The organism is Falsochrobactrum shanghaiense, from assembly GCF_003149535.1.
Classification (GTDB): Bacteria; Pseudomonadota; Alphaproteobacteria; order Rhizobiales; family Rhizobiaceae; genus Brucella; species Brucella shanghaiense.
Genome location: NZ_QGDB01000001.1, coordinates 660,546 through 682,226, shown reverse-complemented (window position 1 = coordinate 682,226; position 21,681 = coordinate 660,546). Strand labels below are relative to the sequence as shown.

Below are 21,681 nucleotides of genomic sequence, written 5' to 3'. Positions count from 1 at the left end.
ATGACTAATACAGATGCTTCATCAAGCAACGTGCTGCCCGTCGATGCCAAAACCACGATTGAAATGGTTACTGACAATTCGGTGGCCAACGGAAATTCCGAAAATATCGCCATGGCAAGCCTCACGAATGCGGGTGATTACCGAGGGGGCCTTTTCTTCACATTCAATATTAAAAAGGGCAATGCCACATTTGTGACTACCGGTCAGAAGACCGTTACCGTCAAGGCTAACCCCGCCTATATTGCTTCCGCAAGTTTTGTCGATACAAGTGCGGAAACAGGAGAGATTGAAGTATATCCCACTGTCAACACCGCGCTTTCTGATAAAACCAGCTATACGTTCGGAGCCGTGCCGGTAAAAAAGGACATGATTAGCCTGAAGGCGACGGTCGATTATGCTATTGCCGACGGAGAGGATGCCGATAAGGTTACGGCAACCTTGACGGACGCCAATAACCAGCCACTTGCCATGCAGCAACTCAAATTCGAACTGCCGGCGGGGAGCGGAGCAACTTTCGGTCCTGATTCAAGTCCGTTAATTGTCAAGACTGACAGCACAGGGCAGGCCACTGTTCCTGTTACTCTCAAGTCGGCGCAAGACGCCATCATCAGGGTGACATGCTCACTGGTGACGGATGCCAGTATTACGCGATATATCGATATCCATTTCCGGGCTTTCGTAAAACCGCAATTGCGTCTGACGGCGAACACGACAAAAGACAATGCCCCGGCAAATGGCACCGACGTCGACACCGTTGTTGCAACGCTGGTTGATCAGAACAACAAGCCCGTCAGCGGCGTTGCTGTCCTTTTTGACATCAGCCCGCATAACAATGATGTGTTCATTCAGGGAGCACCACCGCCTCAGCAGGTGGTGACCGACGTGAACGGCAAGGCGACGGTCAATATCACCGACAAATCCACACTCGCTGAAAGCATCACGGTGACCGCCTCACTCGTCTCCGATGCCACGGTCAATGATAGTGCCATAGTGCATTTCCAGGCTGTCGTGAAACCGCAATTGCGTCTGACGGCGAACGCGACAAAAGACAATGCCCCGGCAAATGGCACCGACGTCGACACCGTTGTTGCAACGCTGGTTGATCAAAACAACATGCCCGTCAGCGGCGTTGCTGTCCTTTTTGACATCAGCCCGCATAACAATGATGTGTTCATTCAGGGAGCACCACCGCCTCAGCAGGTGGTGACCGACGCGAACGGCAAGGCGACGGTCAATATCACCGACAAATCCACACTCGCTGAAAGCATCACGGTGACCGCCTCACTCGTCTCCGATGCCACGGTCAATGATTATACAACAATCCATTTTCAAGTTGTAAATCCAGCGCCACCAATACCACCGCCGCCGCCACCGTCTGGCCAGTTAAGCATAACGTTTCGCTTATACAGGCCCGGTATAACTCAACCTATTCCCTTCCCTAACTATCAGCGAGTGGGAACTGCAAGAGCCTATGTCTTTCTTAATGATAGCAACGGTCGTCCCGCACCCAATAGCCGTGTCTATCTTTTCGTCCAATCCATATACTATGTACAATCGCGCATTGTCGGACTTAACGGATATCCAATAACACCTGCACCCGGAGCATATGCGATAACAGATGGTGAAGGTAAAGTGCAGGTGAATATCGCCCAGTGGCCCGGCCCAAATGTCTCGTCCTCACCTGTAAGGCTATATGCAAATTTTACCGGCCAACAGCCAGTCGGTCAGTTTTTACCTATTACGTTCACATGACCATGACGAATCTGCTCTGGCGGCCATGGCCGCCAGAGTCAATTTCTAATGTGGGCTTCTTGGTTCGATTGCAAAAGTTTTGCGACCGGGCGCCTTCAAATCCAATTACCGGCGGCTGTTTCGTTCGGCGTGAAATTGCGCTAGTTACATCGCATGGCGCAGAAAAAAGCACACGAAGTCGATCAGTTCATCAACCGTCCGGGCAGTTCCTTTCCGGTCGTTCTCATCTATGGACCCGACAGGGGACTGGTGAACGAACGCGCGCGCCGTTATGCGCAGGCCACCAGATTGCCACTGGATGATCCTTTCGCGGTCATTCGCATGGAGGCCGACGAGATCGATGCCGATCCTTCGCGCCTCGCCGATGAAGCCCACACAATATCCATGTTTGGCGGACAGCGGCTGATCTGGATCAAGAACGCCGCAGGCCAGAAGAAGCTGGCCGAGGCGATAAAACTGCTCGCCCATGAGCCGCCACATGAAACCTTCATTCTCGTGGAGGCGGGCGATCTCAAGAAGGGTGCTGCCCTGCGCAGCGCCGTGGAAAATGCTTCGGCCGGTATGGCATTGCCCTGCTATACCGATGATGCACGCGGCATAGATGGCGTCATCGACGACGTGCTGGGCGAATGGAAACTACAGATTACCATGGATGCCCGGCATTTGCTGCGCGCAAGCCTTGGCGGCGACCGGCTTGCCACGCGCGGCGAGCTGGAAAAGCTCTGCCTTTATGCACGCGGCAAACCGCGCATCGACATAGACGATGTGCGTGAAGCCGTGGGCGATGTCGCGGCCCTTTCGACCGATGAAGTGATAGACGCCGTCCTGCTCGCCGATCTGCCCCGCTTTGAAGCGTCCTTCGACCGCGTCGTAAAATCCGGCACAGCACCTTTTCTGCTGCTCAACACGGCCGCACGCCAGTTCCAGCAGATCCAGACATTGCGCCATATCGCCGATACGGAACGCAAAAGTGCTTCTGCGGTCGTTGCGGCGGCCCGCCCGCCGGTTTTCTTCAGCCGCAAGAAGCTGGTTGAGAATTCGGTGAACCGCTGGAATGCCGATAGCCTCGCGCGCGTTCTTGAACGCCTTCAGCGCGCAGTGCTTGAAAGCCGCAGGAATGCGGCCCTTGCAGTGCCGATCATTCGTCAATGTCTGCTGGCAATAGCCGTGGAAGCGGCGCGCAATGCGCGAAAACAATAAACCCCGCTACACGCAAGCAACGAGGCCTATAAGACTAAGTATCAATAAATATATCAGCTCTGCAAGCGACGGCAAATCTCATCAAGCTGCTCAAGAGAACTATACCGTATCTTGACTTCACCACCGCGCTCACGATGATTTATTTCTACTTTCATACCGGTAACATCGGAAAGAAGCTTTTCAAGAGCCTTGGTATCGGCATCTTTTTCCGCCGGAGCGCTTTTAGCAGGCTTGAGCGCACTATCGCCGCGCGCTTCCGCCTGCGCCAAAGCCTCCACCTGCCGGACCGACAGGCCTTCCTTGACGACCCGCTCTGCCAGAGCAGTCGGGTTATCCATGGTAATCAGGCTGCGCGCATGACCGGCCGACAAGGCGCCATCGGAGATGAAATCCTGCACGCGCTGCGGCAGTTTTAGCAGACGCAAAGTATTGGCGACATGGCTGCGGCTTTTGCCGATCACCTGTGCCAGATCGTTTTGAGTATATTCGTGATTATCGATAAGCTGTTGATAACCAAGCGCTTCTTCCACCGCATTCAGATCCGCGCGCTGCACGTTTTCAACGATTGCAATTTCGAGCGCGACACGATCATCCACGTCACGGATAATGACGGGGATGGTATCCACCCCTGCGCGCTGCGACGCGCGCCAGCGGCGTTCACCTGCGATCAGTTCGAAATGATCCGGTTGCCCCGGTGCAGGACGCACGACAATCGGCTGCACCACGCCGTGTTCACGAATGGATTGAGCCAGATCTTCCAGCTCCACTTCCGAAAACATGCGCCGTGGATTGCGCGGATTGCGGGTAACGAATTCAATCGGAATATTGCGCTCTGTGGGAACCGCGACCTTCCGCTCTTCCGCCGGGCGGTCGATTTCACCGATCAGGGCGGCCAATCCCCGGCCAAGGCGCTTTTTTGAAGGATCGTCGTTCATGGTTCGGCAAATTCCTGCAATTGTTACGTAGTCGAATCGATCTGGGTATCACACGCGATACCCGCTATTACGCGGCTTTCAGCTGCCGCTCACGTTGGATTACTTCCGATGCGAGCTGCAAATAAGCCTGACTGCCAGCGCATTTGAGATCATAAAGTATCGCCGGCTTGCCATGCGATGGTGCTTCCGACACCCGCACATTACGCGGAATAACGGTACGATATACTTTTTCACCCATAAAAGCGCGAACATCATCCACAACCTGCGTTGCCAGATTGTTGCGACTGTCGAACATTGTCAAGACGATGCCCTGAATCGACAAATCGGGATTGATGGTGGACCGCACCTGATTGACGGTCTGCAAAAGCTGGCTCAAGCCTTCCAGTGCAAAAAACTCGCATTGCAGCGGCACCATGACGGAATCCGCCGCAGCCATGGCATTCAACGTCAACAGGTTGAGCGATGGCGGACAGTCGACCAGAATATAAGAAAACCGCTCGGCGACGGCTGAATCAAAGCGCAAGGCATCCCGCAGACGACGCGTGCGGTCAGCCACCTGCGCGATTTCCATTTCAATCCCCAAAAGATCGAGCGTCGAAGGGACGATGAACAGGTTTGGAACCGCCGTCTGCATCGCAGCTTCAGGCACGGAAGCTGCCTGCGTCAACACATCATAAGACGAAAGCGGGCGATCATGCCGGTCGATTCCAAGCCCTGTACTGGCATTGCCCTGCGGGTCCAGATCGACGATCAGCACCGTCTCGCCGATAGCTGCCAGTGCAGTGGCCAGATTGATTGCCGTGGTGGTTTTCCCCACGCCGCCTTTCTGGTTTGCAATGGTTATGATCCTGGATCTGTCGCTCATTCCCGTCGCCCTGCTGCTGTTTATTTCCACTATCGGCAAATCAACTGCCTGCTCGGCGCAGATTGCTGATTTCGAGTATTACCGAAGCCGGATCAATGGTGCTTTGATGTTGTACCAGATCGTAACGCCAGCCGACACGGCTTTCATCGATTTCCCGCTGATAATCCCTACCTTTTTGAAACAGGGCCTTGGAACCATTGGTCAGCCAGGGCTCGGCCAGCGTGAAAAGATCGGTCAACGACGCTAAGGCCCGCGCCGTGATGATTTCAGGCGAGGTGATTTTATCCCGCATCGCCTCGATCCGGACCGCATGGACCCGCGCGGGAATATCGAGTTGCCCCGCTGCGGTGCGCAGAAAAGCTGCTTTTTTGCCTGCGCTTTCAATCAGGTCAATTGAAGCCCCCGGCACGTCTTTCAAAAAACAGGCCGTCACGATGCCCGGAAATCCGCCGCCCGAACCAAGGTCAAGCCAGCGTGTCGCCTGCGGAGCCAAGGGAAAAATCTGCGCACTGTCCAGAATATGACGGTTCCAGAGATCGGCCAGCGTCGAGGGAGACGCCAGATTGATCGCTTTCGACCACTTGCGAAACAGCGCTTCAAACTCCATCAGCCGCTGCGCTGTTTCACGTGAAACAGACGGAACCACTGCCCGAAGCGTTTCAAACCCTCTATCTGCACTCATGCCACACCCTTATCAGCAAGTTCCGCCGTGGCGCGTTTACGCGCGCCATGCTTCTTTATCTGGGCGATCAGCAATGCCAATGCGGCAGGCGTCATTCCATCAACCCGCTGCGCCTCGGCGATCGTTTCCGGCTGGCGCAGTTTCAGCTTCTGCTTCAACTCATTGGACAGGCCGGAGATCGTATCAAAGCCAAGATCGGCGGGAATGAGCAGCCGCTCCTCGCGCTCCATCACCGCAATATCATTCTGTTGCCGATCCAGATAGACCGCATATTGCGCTTCGATTTCCAGCGCTTCACGCGTCATCGCGTCAATCGAAGCCAGTTCCGGCCAGATTCTGTTCAACTGTTCCAGGCCGATATTGGGATAGGAGAGAAGCTCGTAAGCCGAGCGGCGCACTCCGTCATGATTAAGGTGAAGCTCATAGCGGCTCGCAAGATTGGGCGTGATCGTCAATGACTTGGCCAATTCCCGCGCCCTTGACAAAGCATCCTGCCGGTCTGCAAAGCGAATACGGCGCTCATGGCCCAGAATGCCAAACTCGTCCGCGAGCGGCGTCAAACGCTGATCCGCATTATCGGCGCGAAGCGACAGGCGAAATTCAGCGCGGGAAGTGAACATACGATAAGGTTCGCTGACGCCGCGTGATGTCAGATCATCGATCATCACGCCGATATAGGCTTCGGTGCGCTGAATGATAACCGGTTCACTGCCCCCTGCCCGCCTCGCCGCGTTCAATCCCGCAATCAAGCCTTGTGCACCCGCTTCCTCATAACCCGTCGTGCCGTTGATTTGTCCGGCAAGAAAAAGACCTTCGACGCGGCGCGTTTCCAGACTGCGTTTCAATTCTCTCGGATCGATGAAATCATACTCGATAGCATATCCCGGCTGCAACATGACAGACTTTTCAAGACCGGGTATGGTCTTGAGCAGATCGAGTTGTACTTCTTCCGGCAGGGAACTGGAAATACCATTGGGATAAACCGTATCGTCGTCGAGACCTTCCGGTTCCAGAAAAATCTGATGGCTTTCACGATCGGCGAATTTGACGATCTTGTCTTCGACCGAAGGGCAATAGCGCGGGCCGATACCCTCGATCGAACCTGAATACATGGCCGAACGGTGCAGATTTGCCCGGATAATATCATGCGTGTGCGCGGTCGTATGGGTGATGCCGCAATCGATTTGCGGTGTGGTGATCTTGTCCGTCAAGAGCGAGAAAGGAACCGGATTTTCATCGGCAGACTGCACGGCAAGCCCGCTCCAGTCGATCGTGCGCCCGTCCAGCCGCGGCGGCGTGCCGGTCTTCAACCGCCCCAAGGCAAAGCCGAGCGCGGCCAATGTGTCCGACAATCCGAGCGCTGGCTTTTCTCCCATGCGTCCGGCGGGGATTTTCTTTTCGCCGATGTGAATAAGGCCATTAAGAAATGTTCCGGTCGTCAGGACCACGGACGCACAATTAAGTTCCCGCCCATCGGCAAGAACCACCGCATGAACGCACCCATCCGACACCCGAATATCTGCGGCACCGCCTTCGACAACCGTCAGATTGTCCTGTTCGGCAATCAGCGCCTGCATGGCCAGCCGGTAGAGCTTTCTATCCGCCTGCGTACGCGGTCCTCGAACCGCAGGGCCCTTGCGGCGGTTGAGCAGGCGAAACTGGATACCGGCCTTATCGGCCACCCGCCCCATCAGACCGTCAAGCGCGTCGATCTCGCGAACCAGATGGCCTTTACCCAATCCGCCAATGGCGGGATTGCAAGACATGACACCTATCGTATCGAATTTATGCGTTACCAATGCAGTGCGTGCGCCCGCGCGCGCTGCCGCCGCTGCGGCCTCACAGCCCGCATGGCCGCCGCCGATCACGACGACATCATAAGCAATAGCTTCGGGCGAACCTGAAATGTTCATCCTGATACAATCCGAATCCGTTTCTGAAAGCGTCTCTTTGACATGAATAGCCTTGGAACGAAAGGGTAAACTGCTGAAAGATGATCACTCTTCATAAATAGGCGAACCGGTTTCAGTTTACCAGGCTCGGCTTCGGTCTGGCGGGTCATGGGTTTGCCCTGAATTACCCGGCAATGCATCCCGCAATCCGTCGAATGTTTCCGACGAAGAGCCGCGTCTGGATTCATAGATATGGGCGTGAGTCAACTCTTGCCGGGAATCTCCACAGATGTTTCACGTGAAACATCTGTATGCCAGTCAATCATGTTTGAGTTATGTTTCAGACGTGTTTCACGTGAATCATTTGCCGATGCAGAATTGAGAAAAGATCACGTCCAATATTTCTTCCACATCCACATCGCCGGTTATCCGCCCCAAAGATTGCGAGGCCAGACGCATATTCTCGGCGCGCAGTTCCAGCGGCAGGTCGTCCCGGACGATTGCTGTTTCTATTTCCGTCACGGTCGATTTCAAGAGATGAATATGACGCTGGCGAGTGGGAACTACATCATTGATCGATCCAATACGCTGCTCTGCAAAACCTTGCAGGGCATCGAGTAATTGGTCAAGATTCTCACCAGTTTTTGTCGAAATTTGAAATTGCCACTCTCCCCCTCCTTTTCGCGCCAGATCCCATTTAGTCCCCACGCGCCACACTTCGACACTCTCGTCTTCCAGAGAGACCGGGAGAGGATCGTGCATATCTTCCAGCAGCAAGACGAGATCGGCCTCCGACGCCCTTTCGAGCGCGCGTTCAATGCCTATCTTTTCTACCTTGCTTTCGGTTTCGCGCAGCCCCGCTGTGTCGGTCACGTAAAGCGGAATCCCGCCAAGATTGAGTTTGACTTCGAGGAGATCGCGCGTGGTTCCTGCTTCCTCGGAGATAATCGCCACCTCGCGGCCTGCGAGAAAATTAAGGAGGCTTGATTTTCCGGCATTCGGCGCACCGGCAATCACCACATGCAAGCCATCGCGCAGCATGGCAGCGCGCTTGCCGCTTTCTATGTGCTGGGAAATTTCGTTCTTGAGATTGTTGAGTTCAGTCCATACCTGCGTCGCCACCGAACCGGGAACATCGCCTTCATCGGCAAAATCAAGCTCTGCCTCAATCAATGCGCGGGCGCGAACGAGCCGCTGCCGCCACTGCGTATAAAGTGCGCGTTGTGAACCCGAAGCCACCTGCATCGCCAGCCGGCGCTGGCCCTCGGTCTCAGCTGCGATCAGATCGGCAAGACCTTCCGCGATGGTCAAATCCATCTTACCATTGGTAAAAGCCCGGCGTGTGAACTCACCGGCTTCGGCGATACGGCATCCGGGAAAGGCGTGCAACTCTTCCAGCAGCCTTTCGACGACCGCAACGCCGCCATGCAAATGAAATTCCGCGCAATCCTCGCCGGTAAAACTGTTTGGAGCAGGGAAAAACAGCGCCAGTCCGCGGTCGATCGCATCACCGTTACGGCTGCGGAATGTCTTATAGGCCGCTGTTCGCGGGATTATCATTGAACCGATAATCGTTTCGAGTACGAATCGAACTTGCGGCCCGGAAATACGCACGACCGCCACGCCGGAAGGCAGGCGTCCGCTTGAAAGGGCAAAAATCGTGTCCTGAAATGTCTGGCGCTCGTTCATTCAATCTGGTGTCCTATATACAGCACTATGTGCATATTGGTTCCAGACAGGAAAGAAAAGGCTCATGAGTATTCCCAGCCGCAATCGCCTCGCCAACGAGCCAAGCGCTTATCTGCGCCAGCATGCAGATAACCCCGTTCACTGGCAGCCATGGGGACGCGAGGCGCTTGACGCCGCCAAAGAGAGTAATCGCCCCGTTCTCCTGTCGATTGGCTATGCCGCCTGCCACTGGTGCCACGTCATGGCGCACGAATCTTTCGGGGATGAAGAAGTCGCCGCGGTCATGAACGAACTCTTCGTGAATGTGAAGGTCGATCGTGAAGAGCGTCCGGATATTGACCAGATCTATATGGCGGCACTCAGTGCCATGGGGCAGCAGGGCGGCTGGCCTCTGACGATGTTTCTGCGCCCCGATGGCAAGCCCTTCTGGGGCGGCACCTATTTTCCGCGCCATGCGCGGCACAACCTGCCGGGCTTTATCGATGTGCTTCAAGCCGTCAATAATCTCTGGCACAGGGATCAGCAAAAAATTAACCATAATGCGCAAGCTGTGTTTAACCATCTGGAAGGACAGCTTTCCGCGCAAAGGGAAGCGGGGCAGAACGAGATCACGCGCTTTGACCGGATAGTCGAGCGCATTAACAGCCTGTTCGACCCGCTTCGCGGCGGCATGGAAGGTGCGCCAAAGTTTCCTAATGCCCCCTTCATGGATGCGCTCTGGCTCTCCTGGCTTTATAACGGCGAAACCGCCCATCGCGACGCGTTTCTGCACTCGCTGAAAACCATGTTGCAGGGTGGGATATATGATCATCTGGGCGGTGGACTCTGCCGCTACAGCACCGATGCCGAGTGGCTGGTGCCGCATTTTGAAAAAATGCTTTATGACAATGCACAGATGATCCGCCACGCCAACTGGGCCTATGGTGAGACGAAGAATGCGTTGTTTCGTAGCCGAATCGAAGAGACCGTCGACTGGCTGCTTAGCGAATTACGCCTGCCCGATGGCAGTTTTGCCTCCAGCCTCGATGCCGATAGCGAAGGGGAAGAAGGCAAATTCTATATCTGGACAGAAGCCGAAATCGATGCGGCGCTTGGTGATGAGGCCGAGCATTTCAAAGCCTTTTATGGCGTGACTGCGCAGGGCAATTGGGAGGGTAGCAATATTCTCAATCGCCTGCATGCTCCCGATCAGCCGGCCGAATTTTCACCCGCCATAATGAATGCGAAAGCACGCCTGCTTGATTTGAGAAACACGCGTATCCGCCCTGCCCGCGATGACAAGGCTTTGACCGACTGGAACGCACTGGCCATTCGTGCGCTCGCGGAAGCCGGACGCAGTCTGGCGCGCCCCGGCTGGATCGATCAGGCCCGCGCGGCTTATCGCTCGATCCGCACGACGCTGCGCGACGGCCAGCTTGCGCATTGCCGGATGGGCGAGCATCTGCTCTACCCCGCCCTTTCCACCGATTATGCCGCCATGATCAATGCAGCCCTTTCGCTTCATGAAGCCACATCCGACAGAAGTTTCATCGATGATGCCATCGCCTACAAGAAGGCGCTGGATGCTTCTCATCGCGATGCCGCCGGTAATTATCGCCTGTCTGCGCTTCATGCGGATGATGTGATCCTGCACAGCTATGGCGATTATGACGAGGCAATCCCCAGCGCCACGAGCCAGATCATGGAAGCGCTGACACGCCTGTTTCTTGCAACCGGCGACATGGCGCTTTATCGGGAAACGGAAAAGCTCATCGAACAGGCACTGGGCCGGGCGCTGGCGCAGCAATATGGCCAGATCGGCATATTGAATGCCGCGAGATTTGCCGCCGAGCCGCTTTCGCTGGTGATCGCAACCCAAGGCAAGGATGAAGAACTCGTTTCGATGGCGAATCGAAAGCCCGACCCGCGGCGTTTCGACAGAATTATCCCGCTCGAAACGGGTGCAACAATCCAGCTGCCGACCGGCGGCAGCGCTCAGGCGCAACATCCCACGGCCTGGCTATGCAAGGGCCAGGTTTGCCTGCCCCCGGTTGAAAATGCGCAGGCGCTCGAAATCCTTCTTGCCGGGTAACAGGCATAATATAAAAACGCCGCGCTGAATGGCAGCGCGGCGTTTTCAAAAGCGATAAGGGATAATGAATATTACGTATTCATCGAGTCGAAGAATTCGCTGTTGCCCTTGGTCTGCTTGAGTTTATCGATCAGGAATTCGATTGCATCGGTGGTTCCCATCGGCGCGAGGATGCGGCGCAGGACAAATATCTTCTGGAGATCGGCGCGCGGCACCAGAAGATCTTCCTTGCGGGTGCCGGATTTGAGAATATCCATCGCCGGGAAAATACGCTTGTCGGCAACCTTGCGGTCGAGAACGATTTCCGAATTGCCCGTGCCCTTGAATTCTTCAAAGATCACTTCATCCATGCGCGAGCCGGTGTCGATGAGTGCGGTCGCGATGATGGTCAGCGAGCCGCCCTCTTCGATATTGCGCGCAGCACCGAAGAAACGCTTCGGGCGCTGGAGCGCATTCGCATCCACACCGCCGGTCAGAACCTTGCCCGATGACGGCACCACCGTATTATAGGCGCGTCCGAGGCGGGTGATCGAGTCGAGGAGGATGACGACGTCCCGGCCATGCTCGACAAGGCGCTTGGCCTTTTCGATGACCATTTCCGCCACCTGAACGTGACGCGACGCAGGTTCGTCGAAAGTCGAGGAAATGACTTCGCCCTTGACCGAGCGCTGCATATCCGTGACTTCTTCCGGGCGCTCGTCGATCAGCAGGACGATCAGATAGCATTCGGGATGATTGGCAGTGATCGAATGGGCGATATTCTGCAGCAGGACCGTTTTACCGGTGCGCGGTGGCGCAACGATCAGCCCGCGTTGGCCCTTGCCGAGTGGTGCGACCAGATCGATGACACGCGCCGACAAATCCTTGGAGGTGGGAACTTCCAGCTCCATCTTGAAGCGTTCATTGGGATAGAGCGGCGTCAGATTGTCGAAATGGACCTTGTGGCGGATTTTCTCAGGGTCTTCGAAATTGATCGAATTGACCTTGAGCAGCGCGAAATAGCGTTCGCCTTCCTTTGGTCCGCGAATGGGGCCTTCGACCGTATCGCCGGTTTTCAGCGAGAAGCGGCGCAATTGCGAGGGCGAGATATAAATATCGTCAGGGCCGGGCAGATAATTGGCATCGGCAGAACGAAGGAAGCCAAATCCGTCCTGCAGCACTTCAACGACGCCTTCACCGATAATTTCGATGTCTTGCGCCGCAAGCTTCTTGAGGATCGCGAACATCAGTTCCTGCTTGCGCATGGCGCTTGCATTTTCGACCTCAAGCGTTTCGGCAAAAGCCAGAAGCTCGACCGGCGTCTTGTTCTTGAGTTCTTGTAGTTTCATTTCCTGCATGGGCGAGGAGCTCTTTTAAAATATAAGGAGAAAATGCAGTGGTTCGGAAAGATGGTCACTGGCGTGACCGGCATCGAAGGCCTGCTATTATGATGGGAGAAGAACTCTTTCATACCGATTTCCGGCACGAAGAGCAAGTATCAGTTAATGATAGTCGAATTATTCTGCAATAGGCAATAAGACGAAGACCCGGAAATCTCCGGGTCTTGTGGTTTAAAATTTCGTATCAGCCTGTTTTAAAACGGTTTCACGATCACCAGAATGACGATCAGGATCATGAGAACGGTCGGGATCTCATTGACAATGCGCCAGTGACGGGCCGGTTTGGTATTCCGGTCTTCGGCAAAAAGCCGCATGTTCTTGGACAGATAGCCATGCAGGCCCGACATAAGCACGACCAGCAGAAGCTTTGCATGCAGCCAGCCGCCCTTGAAGCCGAAAATCTCCCACGCCATCCAAAGTCCAGCAATCCAGCTTACAACCATTGCGGGATTGATGATGAAGCGCAGCAACCGCCGCTCCATCACCTTGAAAGTCTCCGACTTGTCCGATCCGATCGCTGCTTCGCTGTGATAGACGAACAGGCGTGGCAGATAGAGCATGCCCGCCATCCATGAGATTACGGCGATCACATGCAGCGCCTTGATCCAGGGATAGGCGCTGGCCGGATTCACGTGAAACAATGCCCAGGTGCCGACAGCAACGACGATGATGGCAACGACAGCACGGATCAATACGATTGGCCCGCCCTTTTCTCTGGATGTCGCGCTCATGATGCGCCTCCTCTTATCCGGTCGATCATACGCTGCACATTTTCAATCGGCGCCTGCGGGGTGATCCCGTGGCCGAGATTGAAAATCAGCGGTCCATGGCCAAGCTTTTCGAGAATGGCATCCACACCTTCATCCAGAGCCTCTCCGCCTGCAACCACCCGCAACGGGTCGAGATTGCCCTGCACGGCACCTTCCGCCTGCAATTGCGCGGCAAAGGAAAGCGGAACCGACCAGTCGAGGCCAAGCACATCGACGCCGGTTTTCTCGCGATAGCCTGCATAAAGCATTCCCGCACCCTTCGGAAATCCGATAATGCGCGCTTCGGGATAAACCGCCCTCACCTTCTGCACGATGCGCGCGACCGGCTGGATGCAGAAACGCTCGAAGCAATCTTCATCCAGAACGCCCGACCATGAATCGAAAATTTGCAAGGCATCCGCGCCTGCATCAAGCTGCTCGATGAGATATTCCGCCGAAACATCGGCCAGATCGTTCAGCAGCTTTTCAAAAGCTTCAGGGTGACGATAGGCAAACAGCCGGGCCGGTGCCTGATCCGGCGTGCCGTGACCTGCGATCATATAGGTCGCCACCGTCCAGGGCGCACCACAGAAACCCAGCAATGTCGTCTCATCGGGAAGCTGTTCACGCAGCAGCCGCACCGTCTCATAGACCGGCTCCAGCCTTTTTGCCGCCCCTTCCGTCTCAAGCCAGAAAATCTCGTCGGCATCGATGGGCGTCATCAATGGACCCCTGCCCTCTTCAAAGCGAAGATCGCGTCCAAGGGCATGGGGGACGACGAGAATGTCTGAAAACAGGATTGCTGCATCAAAGCCAAAACGGCGGATAGGCTGCAAGGTGACTTCAACCGCCAGATCGGGAGAATAGCACAGGTCGAGAAAACCACCGGCCTGTTTGCGCAATTCCCGATATTCGGGGAGATAGCGGCCAGCCTGACGCATCATCCAGATTGGTGGTGGAAACACGGTTTCACCATCGATCACTTTCAAGACCTTGCGCTTCATTTCACTCCATCCTGCTGATCCCGGCATCCTGACTATATGGATTGCCTGATTCCCTGACCGGTTGCGAGCGAGAGTTTTCCCGTCCGCTTTTCTTAAAGAAAGGAAGATTCTTGAATCTTTTTATTCTTAGAGTCTGTTGGAATCGGGGATTAAGCCTTGTCCGCTTTTTCCCCACAGTTTCACTATCCCGGTCTTATCCTGTGCAATAATTCACCGATAGATGGGACAAATGCAATGATAACTCAAATTTTTCTTAGAATATAAAGGGTTACGAATTGACGCAGTCTAGGTCTCCTTGTGGAAAATCCGGGGATAAAGCCTGGGTTTTGCAATGTTGCGAGTCTTGTCCACAAACAGGATTGAAAGCTGCACACATGTTTGCTCGCTGTGGATGACTTGCCAAGTTTTCCACGGCCTGCCATGGCTTGTGGATGAAGCGTCCGCTTTACGCACATTCATCAACAGGCAGGCCAGAAAACTGTGACCAGACCGCTTTCCTACTTTCATCTTCATCTGATTTCTGATGCGACCGGAGAGACTCTGCTGGCGGCGGGCCGGGCGGCGGCGGCGCAATATGTCAATGCACGGGCGATAGAGCATATCTATCCTCTCATCCGCACCGAAAAGCAGCTTCGCAAGGTGCTCGAAGACATCGATGCCGAGCCGGGTATCGTGCTTTATACGGTGGTGGATCAAAAGCTCGCCGCCATCATCGACCAGTCCTGCATGGAAATGGGTGTGCCGAGCGTTTCCGTGCTGGAGCCGGTGCTCAATACGTTTCAATCCTATCTCGGTGCCCCCGCCCATCGCCGCGCCAGCGCGCAGCATGTGCTCAATGCCGATTATTTCCGCCGCATCGACGCGCTCAATTTCACCATGGAACATGATGACGGGCAATTGCCCTATGATATAGAAGAGGCAGACGTCATTCTGGTGGGCATATCGCGCACGTCGAAAACGCCGACCAGCATCTATCTGGCCAATCGCGGCATCAAGGCGACCAATGTTCCCATCGTTTTAGGCATCCCGCTGCCCGACGCGCTTTTCAGCGCCAAACGGCCGCTGATCATCGGGCTGGTGGCGACGGCGGAACGCATTTCGCAAATCCGCCAGAACCGGCCGCTGGGCAGCGTGCCTTCGCTCGATACCTCTCTCTATACGGATCGCGCGTCGATTTCCGAGGAACTGACCTATGCGCGCAATCTGTGCAACCGGCATGGCTGGCCTGTCATTGACGTAACACGCCGGTCGATCGAGGAAACCGCAGCCGCCATTCAGGCGCTGCTGCGCAGCGGCAAAAAGGATGATTGATCATGACGGCAAAACTTATTCTTGCTTCAAAAAGCCCGTTTCGTTCCGCCCTGCTCAAAAATGCGGGGCTGGACTTTTCAAGTGAAAGCGCTGATCTGGACGAGCGCGCGGTGGAGGCCCCGCTTTATGAAAGCGGAGCGACACCGGAAGATGTGGCCCTCGTGCTGGCTGAAGCCAAGGCGCTTGATGTCAGTGCGAAAAATCCCGATGCCATGGTGATCGGCTGCGACCAGACCTTGTCGATGGGTGACGGGATTTTTCACAAGCCTGCGGATATGGACGCCGCGCGCCGTCAATTGCTGAAGCTTTCGGGCCAGACTCATCAGCTCAACAGCGCCGTGGTGCTGGTGAAGAATGGCGAGACGCTCTGGCGGCATGTTTCCATCGCCCGCATGACGATGCGCGATCTCGATCCGGGCTTTGTCGGGCGCTATCTCGGGCGTGTCGGCGATATTGCGCTGGCAAGCGTGGGCGCCTATCAGGTGGAAGGCCCCGGCATCCAGCTTTTCGAGCGCATCGAAGGCGATTATTTCACCATTGTCGGGCTGCCGCTGCTGCCGCTGCTGGCGCAATTGAGGAAGGAAAAACTTATCGATGGCTGAAACAGCGCTCAGGGCCTTTGTGACCGGTTTTCCGATCAAACATTCGCGTTCTCCGCTGATCCATGGCTTCTGGCTGAAGGAGCACGGCATTAACGGCACTTATGAAGCCATCGAAGTGGCGCCGGATGCGTTTTCCTCCTTCCTGCAATCTTTTCCGGGCAAGGGTTTTGCGGGCGGCAATGTCACCATTCCGCACAAGGAAGCAGCCTTTGCAGCCGCGCAAAGCCACGATGCAGCGGCAACCGCCATCGGCGCGGTCAATACGCTCTGGCTTGAAAAGGGCGTTCTTTGCGGCGGCAATACCGATGCCTATGGTTTTGCCGCCAATCTCGATTCGGGCGCACCGGGTTGGGACAATGCCGATAGCGCGCTGGTTCTGGGTGCGGGCGGCGCGGGCCGCGCCATCGTGCATGCCCTGCAAAGCCGCGGCTTTTCATCCATTGCCATCGTCAATCGCACCTTGAGCCGCGCCGGGGATCTGGCGGCACATTTCGGTGCTGGCGTTTCGGCGCATGGATGGGAGGAGGCGCAGGCGCTTGTCAGGCAGGCGGGACTGATCGTCAACACGACATCGCTCGGCATGAGCGGCCATGGCGAGGCGGAAGATTTTCCGCTCGATTTGAGCAATGCGCAAAAGGCGGCGGTGGCGACCGATATTGTCTATGTGCCGCTCAAGACGCCTTTTCTTGCAAAAGCGCAAGGCGCGGGGCTGAAAACCGTCGATGGGCTGGGCATGCTGCTGCATCAGGCCGTTCCGGGTTTCGAGCGCTGGTTCGGCACAAGACCGCAAGTGACAGCGGCCCTGCGTGAGCATATTCTGGCGGATATGAAAAAGGCTGGTGCTTTATGATTATCCTCGGACTGACCGGTTCCATAGGAATGGGAAAAACCACCGCCGCCAATATGTTTGCGCAGGCGGGCATTCCGGTTCACAGCGCCGATGAAACGGTGCACCGCCTTTATGCGGGGCGCGCGGCAGCGCTGATCGAAGCGGCATTTCCCGGAACGGTCATCAACGCAACTGTGGACCGACAGAAGCTTTCCGCAGCAGTGCTGGGCAATGAAACGGCGATGAAGCGGCTTGAAGCCATCGTCCATCCGCTGGTGCACGAGGAAGAAGCAGCTTTCTTGCGAAACGCGGATGAGGCGGGTGCGGATCTTGTCGTGCTCGACATTCCCTTGCTGTTTGAAACCGGCGCGGACAGCCGGGTCGATTGGGTGGCGGTGGTTTCCGCCCCGGCGCCCATCCAGCGCCAGCGCGTCCTGTCGCGCCCCGGCATGACGGAGCTTAAACTCGACGCGATTCTTGCCCGGCAGATGCCGGATGCGCAAAAACGCGAGCGCGCCGATTTCATCATCGATTCAAGCAGCAGTTTTGACGAAACGCGCCGCCAGATCGGGGATATTATCGCGAAATTGCGTGGACAACCGGCGGCCAGCGCCTGATATGCGTCTGGCCATGGTATAGAATTGACCAAATTGAGAGGTTGTAATGCGCGAGATCGTTTTTGATACGGAAACCACCGGACTTGAGCGGCTGGAAGACCGTGTGATCGAAATCGGCGGCGTGGAACTCATCAACCGCTTTCCGACCGGACGCACCTTCCATAAATTCATCAATCCGCAGGGACGTCAGGTTCATCCGGAGGCGCTGGCGGTCCATGGCATCAGCAATGAGAAATTGCTCAATGAGCCGACATTCGCGGAAATTCTCGATGAATTCATGGAATTTATCGATGGCGCGAAGCTGGTCGCGCATAATGCCATGTTCGATCTGGGCTTCATCAATGCCGAACTCGACCGGCTGGGCCAGCCCCCCATCGCGCTGGAACGCATCGTCGATACGCTGGCGCTGGCGCGCCGCAAGCATCCGATGGGGCCGAATTCGCTCGATGCGCTCTGCAAGCGTTATGGCATTGAAAATTCGCACCGCACCTTGCATGGCGCTTTGCTCGACTCGGAAATCCTCGCCGAAGTCTATATCGAGCTGATCGGCGGCAAGCAGACCGCGCTTGGATTGAGTTCTTTCGGCAATTCCGGTGATGACGAGCGTTCGGGAACGGGCGGTCGGATTGCTCTGGCCCAGCGCCCCCACCCGCTGCCTTCGCGCGTAAGCGAGCAAGAGCGCGCGGCCCATATGGCGCTTGTGGAAAATCTTGGCGAGAAGGCCGTCTGGAAGAAATATATCTGAAGCATTTCCAGCAAAAGTGCTTCGCACTTTTGCGCAGGATAATGCGACAAGAAAAAATGTATTTTCCAGCAAAAGTGCGAAGCGCATCGGAGCAGGAAAAAATACAACAAAAAAAACCCGGCTTCGCGCCGGGTTTTCTCGTAATATAGAGTAAAATCAGCTCTTTACAGCGGCCTTGGCCTGTTCTTCGGCCATGCGCTGCTGGAACATCTGTGCGAAATCGATCGGGTCGATCATCAGCGGCGGATAGCCGCCATTGCGGGTGGCGTCGGCGATGATCTGGCGCGCGAACGGGAACAGCAGACGCGGGCATTCGATGAAGAGCAGCGGCAGCATATGTTCCTGCGCGATGCCCTGAATGCGGAAGACGCCGCCATAGACCAGTTCGGCATTGAAAAGCACGTCCTTGCCGTCGACGGCCTTGGCTTCCAGCGTCAGCACGACGTCGAAATCCGTTTCGGACAGCGGATTGGCGTTCACATTGACATTGATATTGATGGAAGGAGCCTTCTCGCGCGGACGCAGCGACAGCGGCGCGCCGGGGCTTTCGAAGGACAGGTCCTTTACATATTGCGCGAGAATATTGAGGGATGGCTGCGCATCAGCGCCATTGCCGTTCTTTACTTCGCCCGTTTCGGCCTTATCGCTCGGCGTCTTTGCCATTATCGGTATGCCTTCTCTTCGAGATTTATCTTGTTGCCGTTAAAGCTGCGCTGCTTGGCTAGCATGTGCGTGAAGCAGAGGCAAGAAACGGTTTAAAGGTTAGAATATGCGCAATCATCAATCTTTCCTGTCCCGGTTCCACGGTGAATTTTCATCCCCTTTGTCGGTATAGTCTTCCGGATCGAGATCGATCACATGATTGTCGCGCGGTCGGCTCTCGCCATAGCCCTGCGAATAACGCGCACTCGTGGCAGTCATGACCATGCGTCCGCGCATGACCCTGTTCCACACGAAATCGCGGATCGGCGGGATGAACAGCAAGAGGCCGATGGCGCTGGTGACGAAACCGGGCACGATCAGCAATATGGCGGCAAGAACGAGCATCGCCCCATGCACCATTTCGCGATCCGGCACCCGCCCGGCGACGGTTTCGGTGCGGATGCGCTGCAAAAGTCCGATTCCCTGCACGCGCAGCAGGAAAAAGCCGAGCATGGCGCTTAATATGATGAGGCCCAGTGTCGCCAGAACGCCGATTTCGCTGCCGACGATGACAAATCCGGCAATTTCTACGAAAGGCATTGCCAGCATGGCAATGAGGGCTAAAGAAGGGAACACGTCGGTTACGACCTTATGTTGATTTGTGTTTCCGATAGCATATCGCTCGAAAAATAACGATTTTCGAATAATGATATGCGTGCAGACAATCGAAACTGTCTATCATAGAATAACAGATAGGTATGCGCGATCGGGATTTGAATGATCAATGAACCCGATCTATATGTAGGTAACGAAATTGAAGACGGAAGGGAGATGCATATCCTGATCCGTCAGGTGGTGGCAGAGAGTATGGAATTTTTTGATTTTGGCACGATATTCTTTTTCATCGCGGCGGTGGTCATTTTTCTTCAGCTGAGAAATGTTCTTGGTCGCCGCACGGGAAATGAAAAGCCTCCTTTCGACCCCTATACATCTGCGCGCAGCGCCGAGGCGCAGTCCGGTGGTGCTGAAGCGGATAATGTCGTTGCCCTGCCGCGCCGCGGCGCTGAAAAGGATTTCACCGCCATCGACAAGATTGCGCCATCGGGCACGCCGGTCAATGACGGGCTGCGCGCAATCTATGCGGTTGATCCTTCCTTCGAGCCGAACAAATTCGTCGAGGGCGTGAAGATCGCCTATGAAATGATCGTCATGTCCTTTGCCGATGGCGACCGCAAGGTGCTCAAGAACCTGCTTTCCAGGGAAGTCTATGAAGGCTTCGTTTCGGCGATAGACGAACGCGAGCAGCGCGGCGAAAGCATCCGCTCTTCCTTTGTCGGCATCGAGAAGGCGGAAATCTCCAATGCGGAGATGAAGGGAAGCGACGCGCATATCACGCTCAACATCGTCAGCCAGATGATTTCCGCTACGCTCGACAAGGACGGCAAGGTGATCGACGGCGATCTGGAAAACGTGGTCGAAATCAAGGATCTGTGGACTTTCGCCCGTGATACCCGCTCGCGCGATCCCAACTGGAAGCTCGTCGCGACCGAGGCCGAGGATTAATCAAGACGGAAATCGGGCCGTTTACCGCCCGAAACCGGAGCCGGATTCGAGCGTGTGAACAGATTGGCAAAGCTATTGCGCCCGTTGGGCTTTGCGGATTGCCCCGGCTGGGACCGGGACGATCAGGCTTTGGCGTTTTCGGCCTTTCGCCGCTCCGCCGATCATGCTGCAAACAATTCTTACAAGAGCGGCGCGCTGGGTATTTCCTTTGAGGCGCTCCAGCCGGTCTTTGCCGCCGCGCGCGATCTCGCCGATCCCGACACGCAGGCGGCCCGCCGCTTTTTTGAGACGCATTTCATCCCTTGCCGGATTGTCGATGAGGCCGCACCCGGCTTCGTGACCGGCTTTTACGAACCCGAAATCGAAGCCGCGCTGGTCGCCGACAGCTATTTCAATGTGCCGTTTCTGGCAAGGCCGGATGATCTGGTGAAGGTCACGGATGAAAACCGCCCCGCCGGGTTCGATCCGTCCTTTGCTTTTGCCCGGAAGACCGAAACCGGACTTGTCGAATATGACGACCGCCGCGCCATCGAACAGGGCAGTCTTGCCGGTCGCGGTTTGGAACTTGCCTTTGTCGCGGACCGCGTTGACGCATTCTTCGCCCATGTGCAGGGCGCAGCCCGTCTTCACTTTGGCAATGGCGATGTCATGCGGATCACCTATGCCGCCAAGAGCGGCCATGCTTTTACCGGCATCGGGCGCATTCTGGTGGCGGAAGGGGAAATTGCAGCGGATGAAATCAGCATGCAGTCGATCCGGCGCTGGTTGCGCGACAATGCTGACAGGGCGGACGATCTGATCTGGCGCAACCGCTCCTATATCTTCTTTCGCAAGGCAGATGTTGACGACATTGCGGCGGGTCCGGTAGCGGCGGCCAAGGTGCCGCTCACCGCTGGCCGCTCCATGGCGGTGGACAAGCTTTTGCACACATTCGGCACGCCGTTTTTTATCGATGCGCCGACGCTGACCGCTTTCGGCAATGCGCCCTTTTCGCGGCTGATGATCGCGCAGGATACGGGAACGGCGATTGTCGGTCCGGCGCGCGGCGATCTTTTTGCCGGCTCCGGCGACGCGGCGGGCGAGATCGCGGGCGGAATCCGCCACAGGGCCGATTTTTACGCGCTGGTGCCGCGCGCGCTGGTGGGGGCATAAGC

General features: G+C 55.9%; 20 protein-coding genes. 10 read left to right on the top strand and 10 right to left on the bottom strand.

Features of this window, described 5'->3' with window-relative positions; genetic code table 11:
* Together DKP76_RS03245 and holA are read left to right on the top strand one after the other, a co-directional pair.
* Entirely contained in the window at nucleotides 1–1,752 is a 1,752-nt protein-coding gene (locus DKP76_RS03245; protein WP_109704960.1) for an Ig-like domain-containing protein, read from the top strand.
* A 153-nt stretch (nucleotides 1,753–1,905) separates the two neighbouring features.
* Nucleotides 1,906–2,952 carry a DNA polymerase III subunit delta gene (gene holA / locus DKP76_RS03240; RefSeq protein WP_109704959.1) on the top strand — a complete coding sequence of 349 codons (1,047 nt, stop codon included), beginning with the start codon at nucleotides 1,906–1,908 and terminating at the stop codon, nucleotides 2,950–2,952.
* 53 nt (nucleotides 2,953–3,005) lie between these two features.
* On the opposite strand, the gene DKP76_RS03235 is transcribed toward holA, so the two are convergent.
* From DKP76_RS03235 to mnmE, 5 genes are all read right to left on the bottom strand, one after another.
* Nucleotides 3,006–3,887, bottom strand: a complete 882-nt coding sequence (locus tag DKP76_RS03235) for a ParB/RepB/Spo0J family partition protein (protein ID WP_109704958.1) — start codon at nucleotides 3,885–3,887, stop codon at nucleotides 3,006–3,008.
* 67 nt (nucleotides 3,888–3,954) lie between these two features.
* Nucleotides 3,955–4,752, bottom strand: a complete 798-nt coding sequence (locus DKP76_RS03230; RefSeq protein ID WP_109704957.1) for a ParA family protein — start codon at nucleotides 4,750–4,752, stop codon at nucleotides 3,955–3,957.
* Nucleotides 4,753–4,792: 40 nt separating this feature from the next.
* Nucleotides 4,793–5,434, bottom strand: coding sequence for a 16S rRNA (guanine(527)-N(7))-methyltransferase RsmG (gene rsmG / locus DKP76_RS03225; RefSeq protein ID WP_109704956.1), 642 nt, complete (start codon nucleotides 5,432–5,434; stop codon nucleotides 4,793–4,795).
* Nucleotides 5,431–7,347, bottom strand: coding sequence for a tRNA uridine-5-carboxymethylaminomethyl(34) synthesis enzyme MnmG (mnmG, locus tag DKP76_RS03220; protein WP_109704955.1), 1,917 nt, complete (start codon nucleotides 7,345–7,347; stop codon nucleotides 5,431–5,433). The genes rsmG and mnmG overlap by 4 nt, the downstream gene beginning before the upstream one ends.
* 339 nt (nucleotides 7,348–7,686) lie before the next feature.
* Complete coding sequence (gene mnmE, locus DKP76_RS03215; RefSeq protein ID WP_109704954.1) at nucleotides 7,687–9,015, bottom strand: tRNA uridine-5-carboxymethylaminomethyl(34) synthesis GTPase MnmE; 1,329 nt, start codon at nucleotides 9,013–9,015, stop codon at nucleotides 7,687–7,689.
* A gap of 64 nt (nucleotides 9,016–9,079) precedes the next feature.
* On the opposite strand from mnmE, the gene DKP76_RS03210 reads away from it, so the two are divergent.
* The gene (locus DKP76_RS03210) at nucleotides 9,080–11,086 is read left to right on the top strand and encodes a thioredoxin domain-containing protein (protein ID WP_109704953.1); all 2,007 of its coding nucleotides are present in this window, start codon (nucleotides 9,080–9,082) and stop codon (nucleotides 11,084–11,086) included.
* A gap of 71 nt (nucleotides 11,087–11,157) precedes the next feature.
* Here DKP76_RS03210 and rho read toward each other — a convergent pair whose 3' ends face one another.
* The 3 genes from rho to hemE all read right to left on the bottom strand — a co-directional run bounded on the left by rho (nucleotide 11,158) and on the right by hemE (nucleotide 14,218).
* The gene (rho, locus tag DKP76_RS03205) at nucleotides 11,158–12,423 is read right to left on the bottom strand and encodes a transcription termination factor Rho (protein ID WP_109704952.1); all 1,266 of its coding nucleotides are present in this window, start codon (nucleotides 12,421–12,423) and stop codon (nucleotides 11,158–11,160) included.
* 236 nt (nucleotides 12,424–12,659) lie between these two features.
* Entirely contained in the window at nucleotides 12,660–13,196 is a 537-nt protein-coding gene (hemJ, locus tag DKP76_RS03200; RefSeq protein ID WP_109704951.1) for a protoporphyrinogen oxidase HemJ, read from the bottom strand.
* The gene (gene hemE / locus DKP76_RS03195; RefSeq protein WP_109704950.1) at nucleotides 13,193–14,218 is read right to left on the bottom strand and encodes a uroporphyrinogen decarboxylase; all 1,026 of its coding nucleotides are present in this window, start codon (nucleotides 14,216–14,218) and stop codon (nucleotides 13,193–13,195) included. Before hemE ends, hemJ begins: the two co-directional genes overlap by 4 nt.
* Nucleotides 14,219–14,698: 480 nt before the next feature.
* On the opposite strand from hemE, the gene DKP76_RS03185 reads away from it, so the two are divergent.
* The 5 genes from DKP76_RS03185 to dnaQ are packed head-to-tail and all read left to right on the top strand — an operon-like array spanning nucleotide 14,699 to nucleotide 18,322.
* A complete protein-coding gene (locus DKP76_RS03185) occupies nucleotides 14,699–15,529 on the top strand; it encodes a pyruvate, water dikinase regulatory protein (protein WP_109704948.1) in 831 nt (276 codons plus the stop codon).
* A gap of 2 nt (nucleotides 15,530–15,531) precedes the next feature.
* Complete coding sequence (locus DKP76_RS03180) at nucleotides 15,532–16,131, top strand: Maf-like protein (protein WP_109704947.1); 600 nt, start codon at nucleotides 15,532–15,534, stop codon at nucleotides 16,129–16,131.
* Nucleotides 16,124–16,981: a shikimate dehydrogenase gene (locus DKP76_RS03175; RefSeq protein ID WP_109704946.1), complete on the top strand. Its 858-nt coding sequence runs from the start codon at nucleotides 16,124–16,126 to the stop codon at nucleotides 16,979–16,981. Before DKP76_RS03180 ends, DKP76_RS03175 begins: the two co-directional genes overlap by 8 nt.
* Nucleotides 16,978–17,577 (top strand): dephospho-CoA kinase, encoded by a 600-nt coding sequence (gene coaE, locus DKP76_RS03170; RefSeq protein WP_109704945.1) that lies wholly within the window; start codon nucleotides 16,978–16,980, stop codon nucleotides 17,575–17,577. The genes DKP76_RS03175 and coaE overlap by 4 nt, the downstream gene beginning before the upstream one ends.
* A gap of 46 nt (nucleotides 17,578–17,623) precedes the next feature.
* On the top strand, nucleotides 17,624–18,322 hold the full coding sequence (gene dnaQ / locus DKP76_RS03165) for a DNA polymerase III subunit epsilon (protein ID WP_109704944.1): 699 nt from the start codon (nucleotides 17,624–17,626) through the stop codon (nucleotides 18,320–18,322).
* Between the two features lie 156 nt (nucleotides 18,323–18,478).
* Here the strand turns inward: dnaQ and secB are convergent, their stop codons facing one another.
* Nucleotides 18,479–18,985 (bottom strand): protein-export chaperone SecB, encoded by a 507-nt coding sequence (gene secB, locus DKP76_RS03160; RefSeq protein WP_109704943.1) that lies wholly within the window; start codon nucleotides 18,983–18,985, stop codon nucleotides 18,479–18,481.
* 117 nt (nucleotides 18,986–19,102) lie between these two features.
* Nucleotides 19,103–19,600 carry an FxsA family protein gene (locus DKP76_RS03155; RefSeq protein WP_109704942.1) on the bottom strand — a complete coding sequence of 166 codons (498 nt, stop codon included), beginning with the start codon at nucleotides 19,598–19,600 and terminating at the stop codon, nucleotides 19,103–19,105.
* A gap of 231 nt (nucleotides 19,601–19,831) precedes the next feature.
* On the opposite strand from DKP76_RS03155, the gene DKP76_RS03150 reads away from it, so the two are divergent.
* The gene (locus DKP76_RS03150; protein ID WP_109705160.1) at nucleotides 19,832–20,527 is read left to right on the top strand and encodes a Tim44/TimA family putative adaptor protein; all 696 of its coding nucleotides are present in this window, start codon (nucleotides 19,832–19,834) and stop codon (nucleotides 20,525–20,527) included.
* Nucleotides 20,528–20,581: 54 nt separating this feature from the next.
* Nucleotides 20,582–21,679 (top strand): murein transglycosylase A, encoded by a 1,098-nt coding sequence (mltA, locus tag DKP76_RS03145; protein ID WP_109704941.1) that lies wholly within the window; start codon nucleotides 20,582–20,584, stop codon nucleotides 21,677–21,679.
* The last annotated feature ends 2 nt before the right edge of the window (nucleotides 21,680–21,681 follow it).

Coding starts and splice junctions, on each gene's coding strand:
- holA (WP_109704959.1), top strand. CDS start 1,906: ATGGCGCAGAAAAAAGCACACGAAGTCGATCAGTTCATCAACCGTCCG.
- rho (WP_109704952.1), bottom strand. CDS start 12,423: ATGCAGGAAATGAAACTACAAGAACTCAAGAACAAGACGCCGGTCGAG.
- hemJ (WP_109704951.1), bottom strand. CDS start 13,196: ATGAGCGCGACATCCAGAGAAAAGGGCGGGCCAATCGTATTGATCCGT.
- mnmG (WP_109704955.1), bottom strand. CDS start 7,347: ATGAACATTTCAGGTTCGCCCGAAGCTATTGCTTATGATGTCGTCGTG.
- secB (WP_109704943.1), bottom strand. CDS start 18,985: ATGGCAAAGACGCCGAGCGATAAGGCCGAAACGGGCGAAGTAAAGAAC.
- DKP76_RS03150 (WP_109705160.1), top strand. CDS start 19,832: ATGGAATTTTTTGATTTTGGCACGATATTCTTTTTCATCGCGGCGGTG.
- DKP76_RS03245 (WP_109704960.1), top strand. CDS start 1: ATGACTAATACAGATGCTTCATCAAGCAACGTGCTGCCCGTCGATGCC.
- hemE (WP_109704950.1), bottom strand. CDS start 14,218: ATGAAGCGCAAGGTCTTGAAAGTGATCGATGGTGAAACCGTGTTTCCA.
- DKP76_RS03210 (WP_109704953.1), top strand. CDS start 9,080: ATGAGTATTCCCAGCCGCAATCGCCTCGCCAACGAGCCAAGCGCTTAT.
- mnmE (WP_109704954.1), bottom strand. CDS start 9,015: ATGAACGAGCGCCAGACATTTCAGGACACGATTTTTGCCCTTTCAAGC.
- rsmG (WP_109704956.1), bottom strand. CDS start 5,434: ATGAGTGCAGATAGAGGGTTTGAAACGCTTCGGGCAGTGGTTCCGTCT.
- DKP76_RS03180 (WP_109704947.1), top strand. CDS start 15,532: ATGACGGCAAAACTTATTCTTGCTTCAAAAAGCCCGTTTCGTTCCGCC.
- DKP76_RS03175 (WP_109704946.1), top strand. CDS start 16,124: ATGGCTGAAACAGCGCTCAGGGCCTTTGTGACCGGTTTTCCGATCAAA.
- dnaQ (WP_109704944.1), top strand. CDS start 17,624: ATGCGCGAGATCGTTTTTGATACGGAAACCACCGGACTTGAGCGGCTG.
- coaE (WP_109704945.1), top strand. CDS start 16,978: ATGATTATCCTCGGACTGACCGGTTCCATAGGAATGGGAAAAACCACC.
- DKP76_RS03230 (WP_109704957.1), bottom strand. CDS start 4,752: ATGAGCGACAGATCCAGGATCATAACCATTGCAAACCAGAAAGGCGGC.
- DKP76_RS03235 (WP_109704958.1), bottom strand. CDS start 3,887: ATGAACGACGATCCTTCAAAAAAGCGCCTTGGCCGGGGATTGGCCGCC.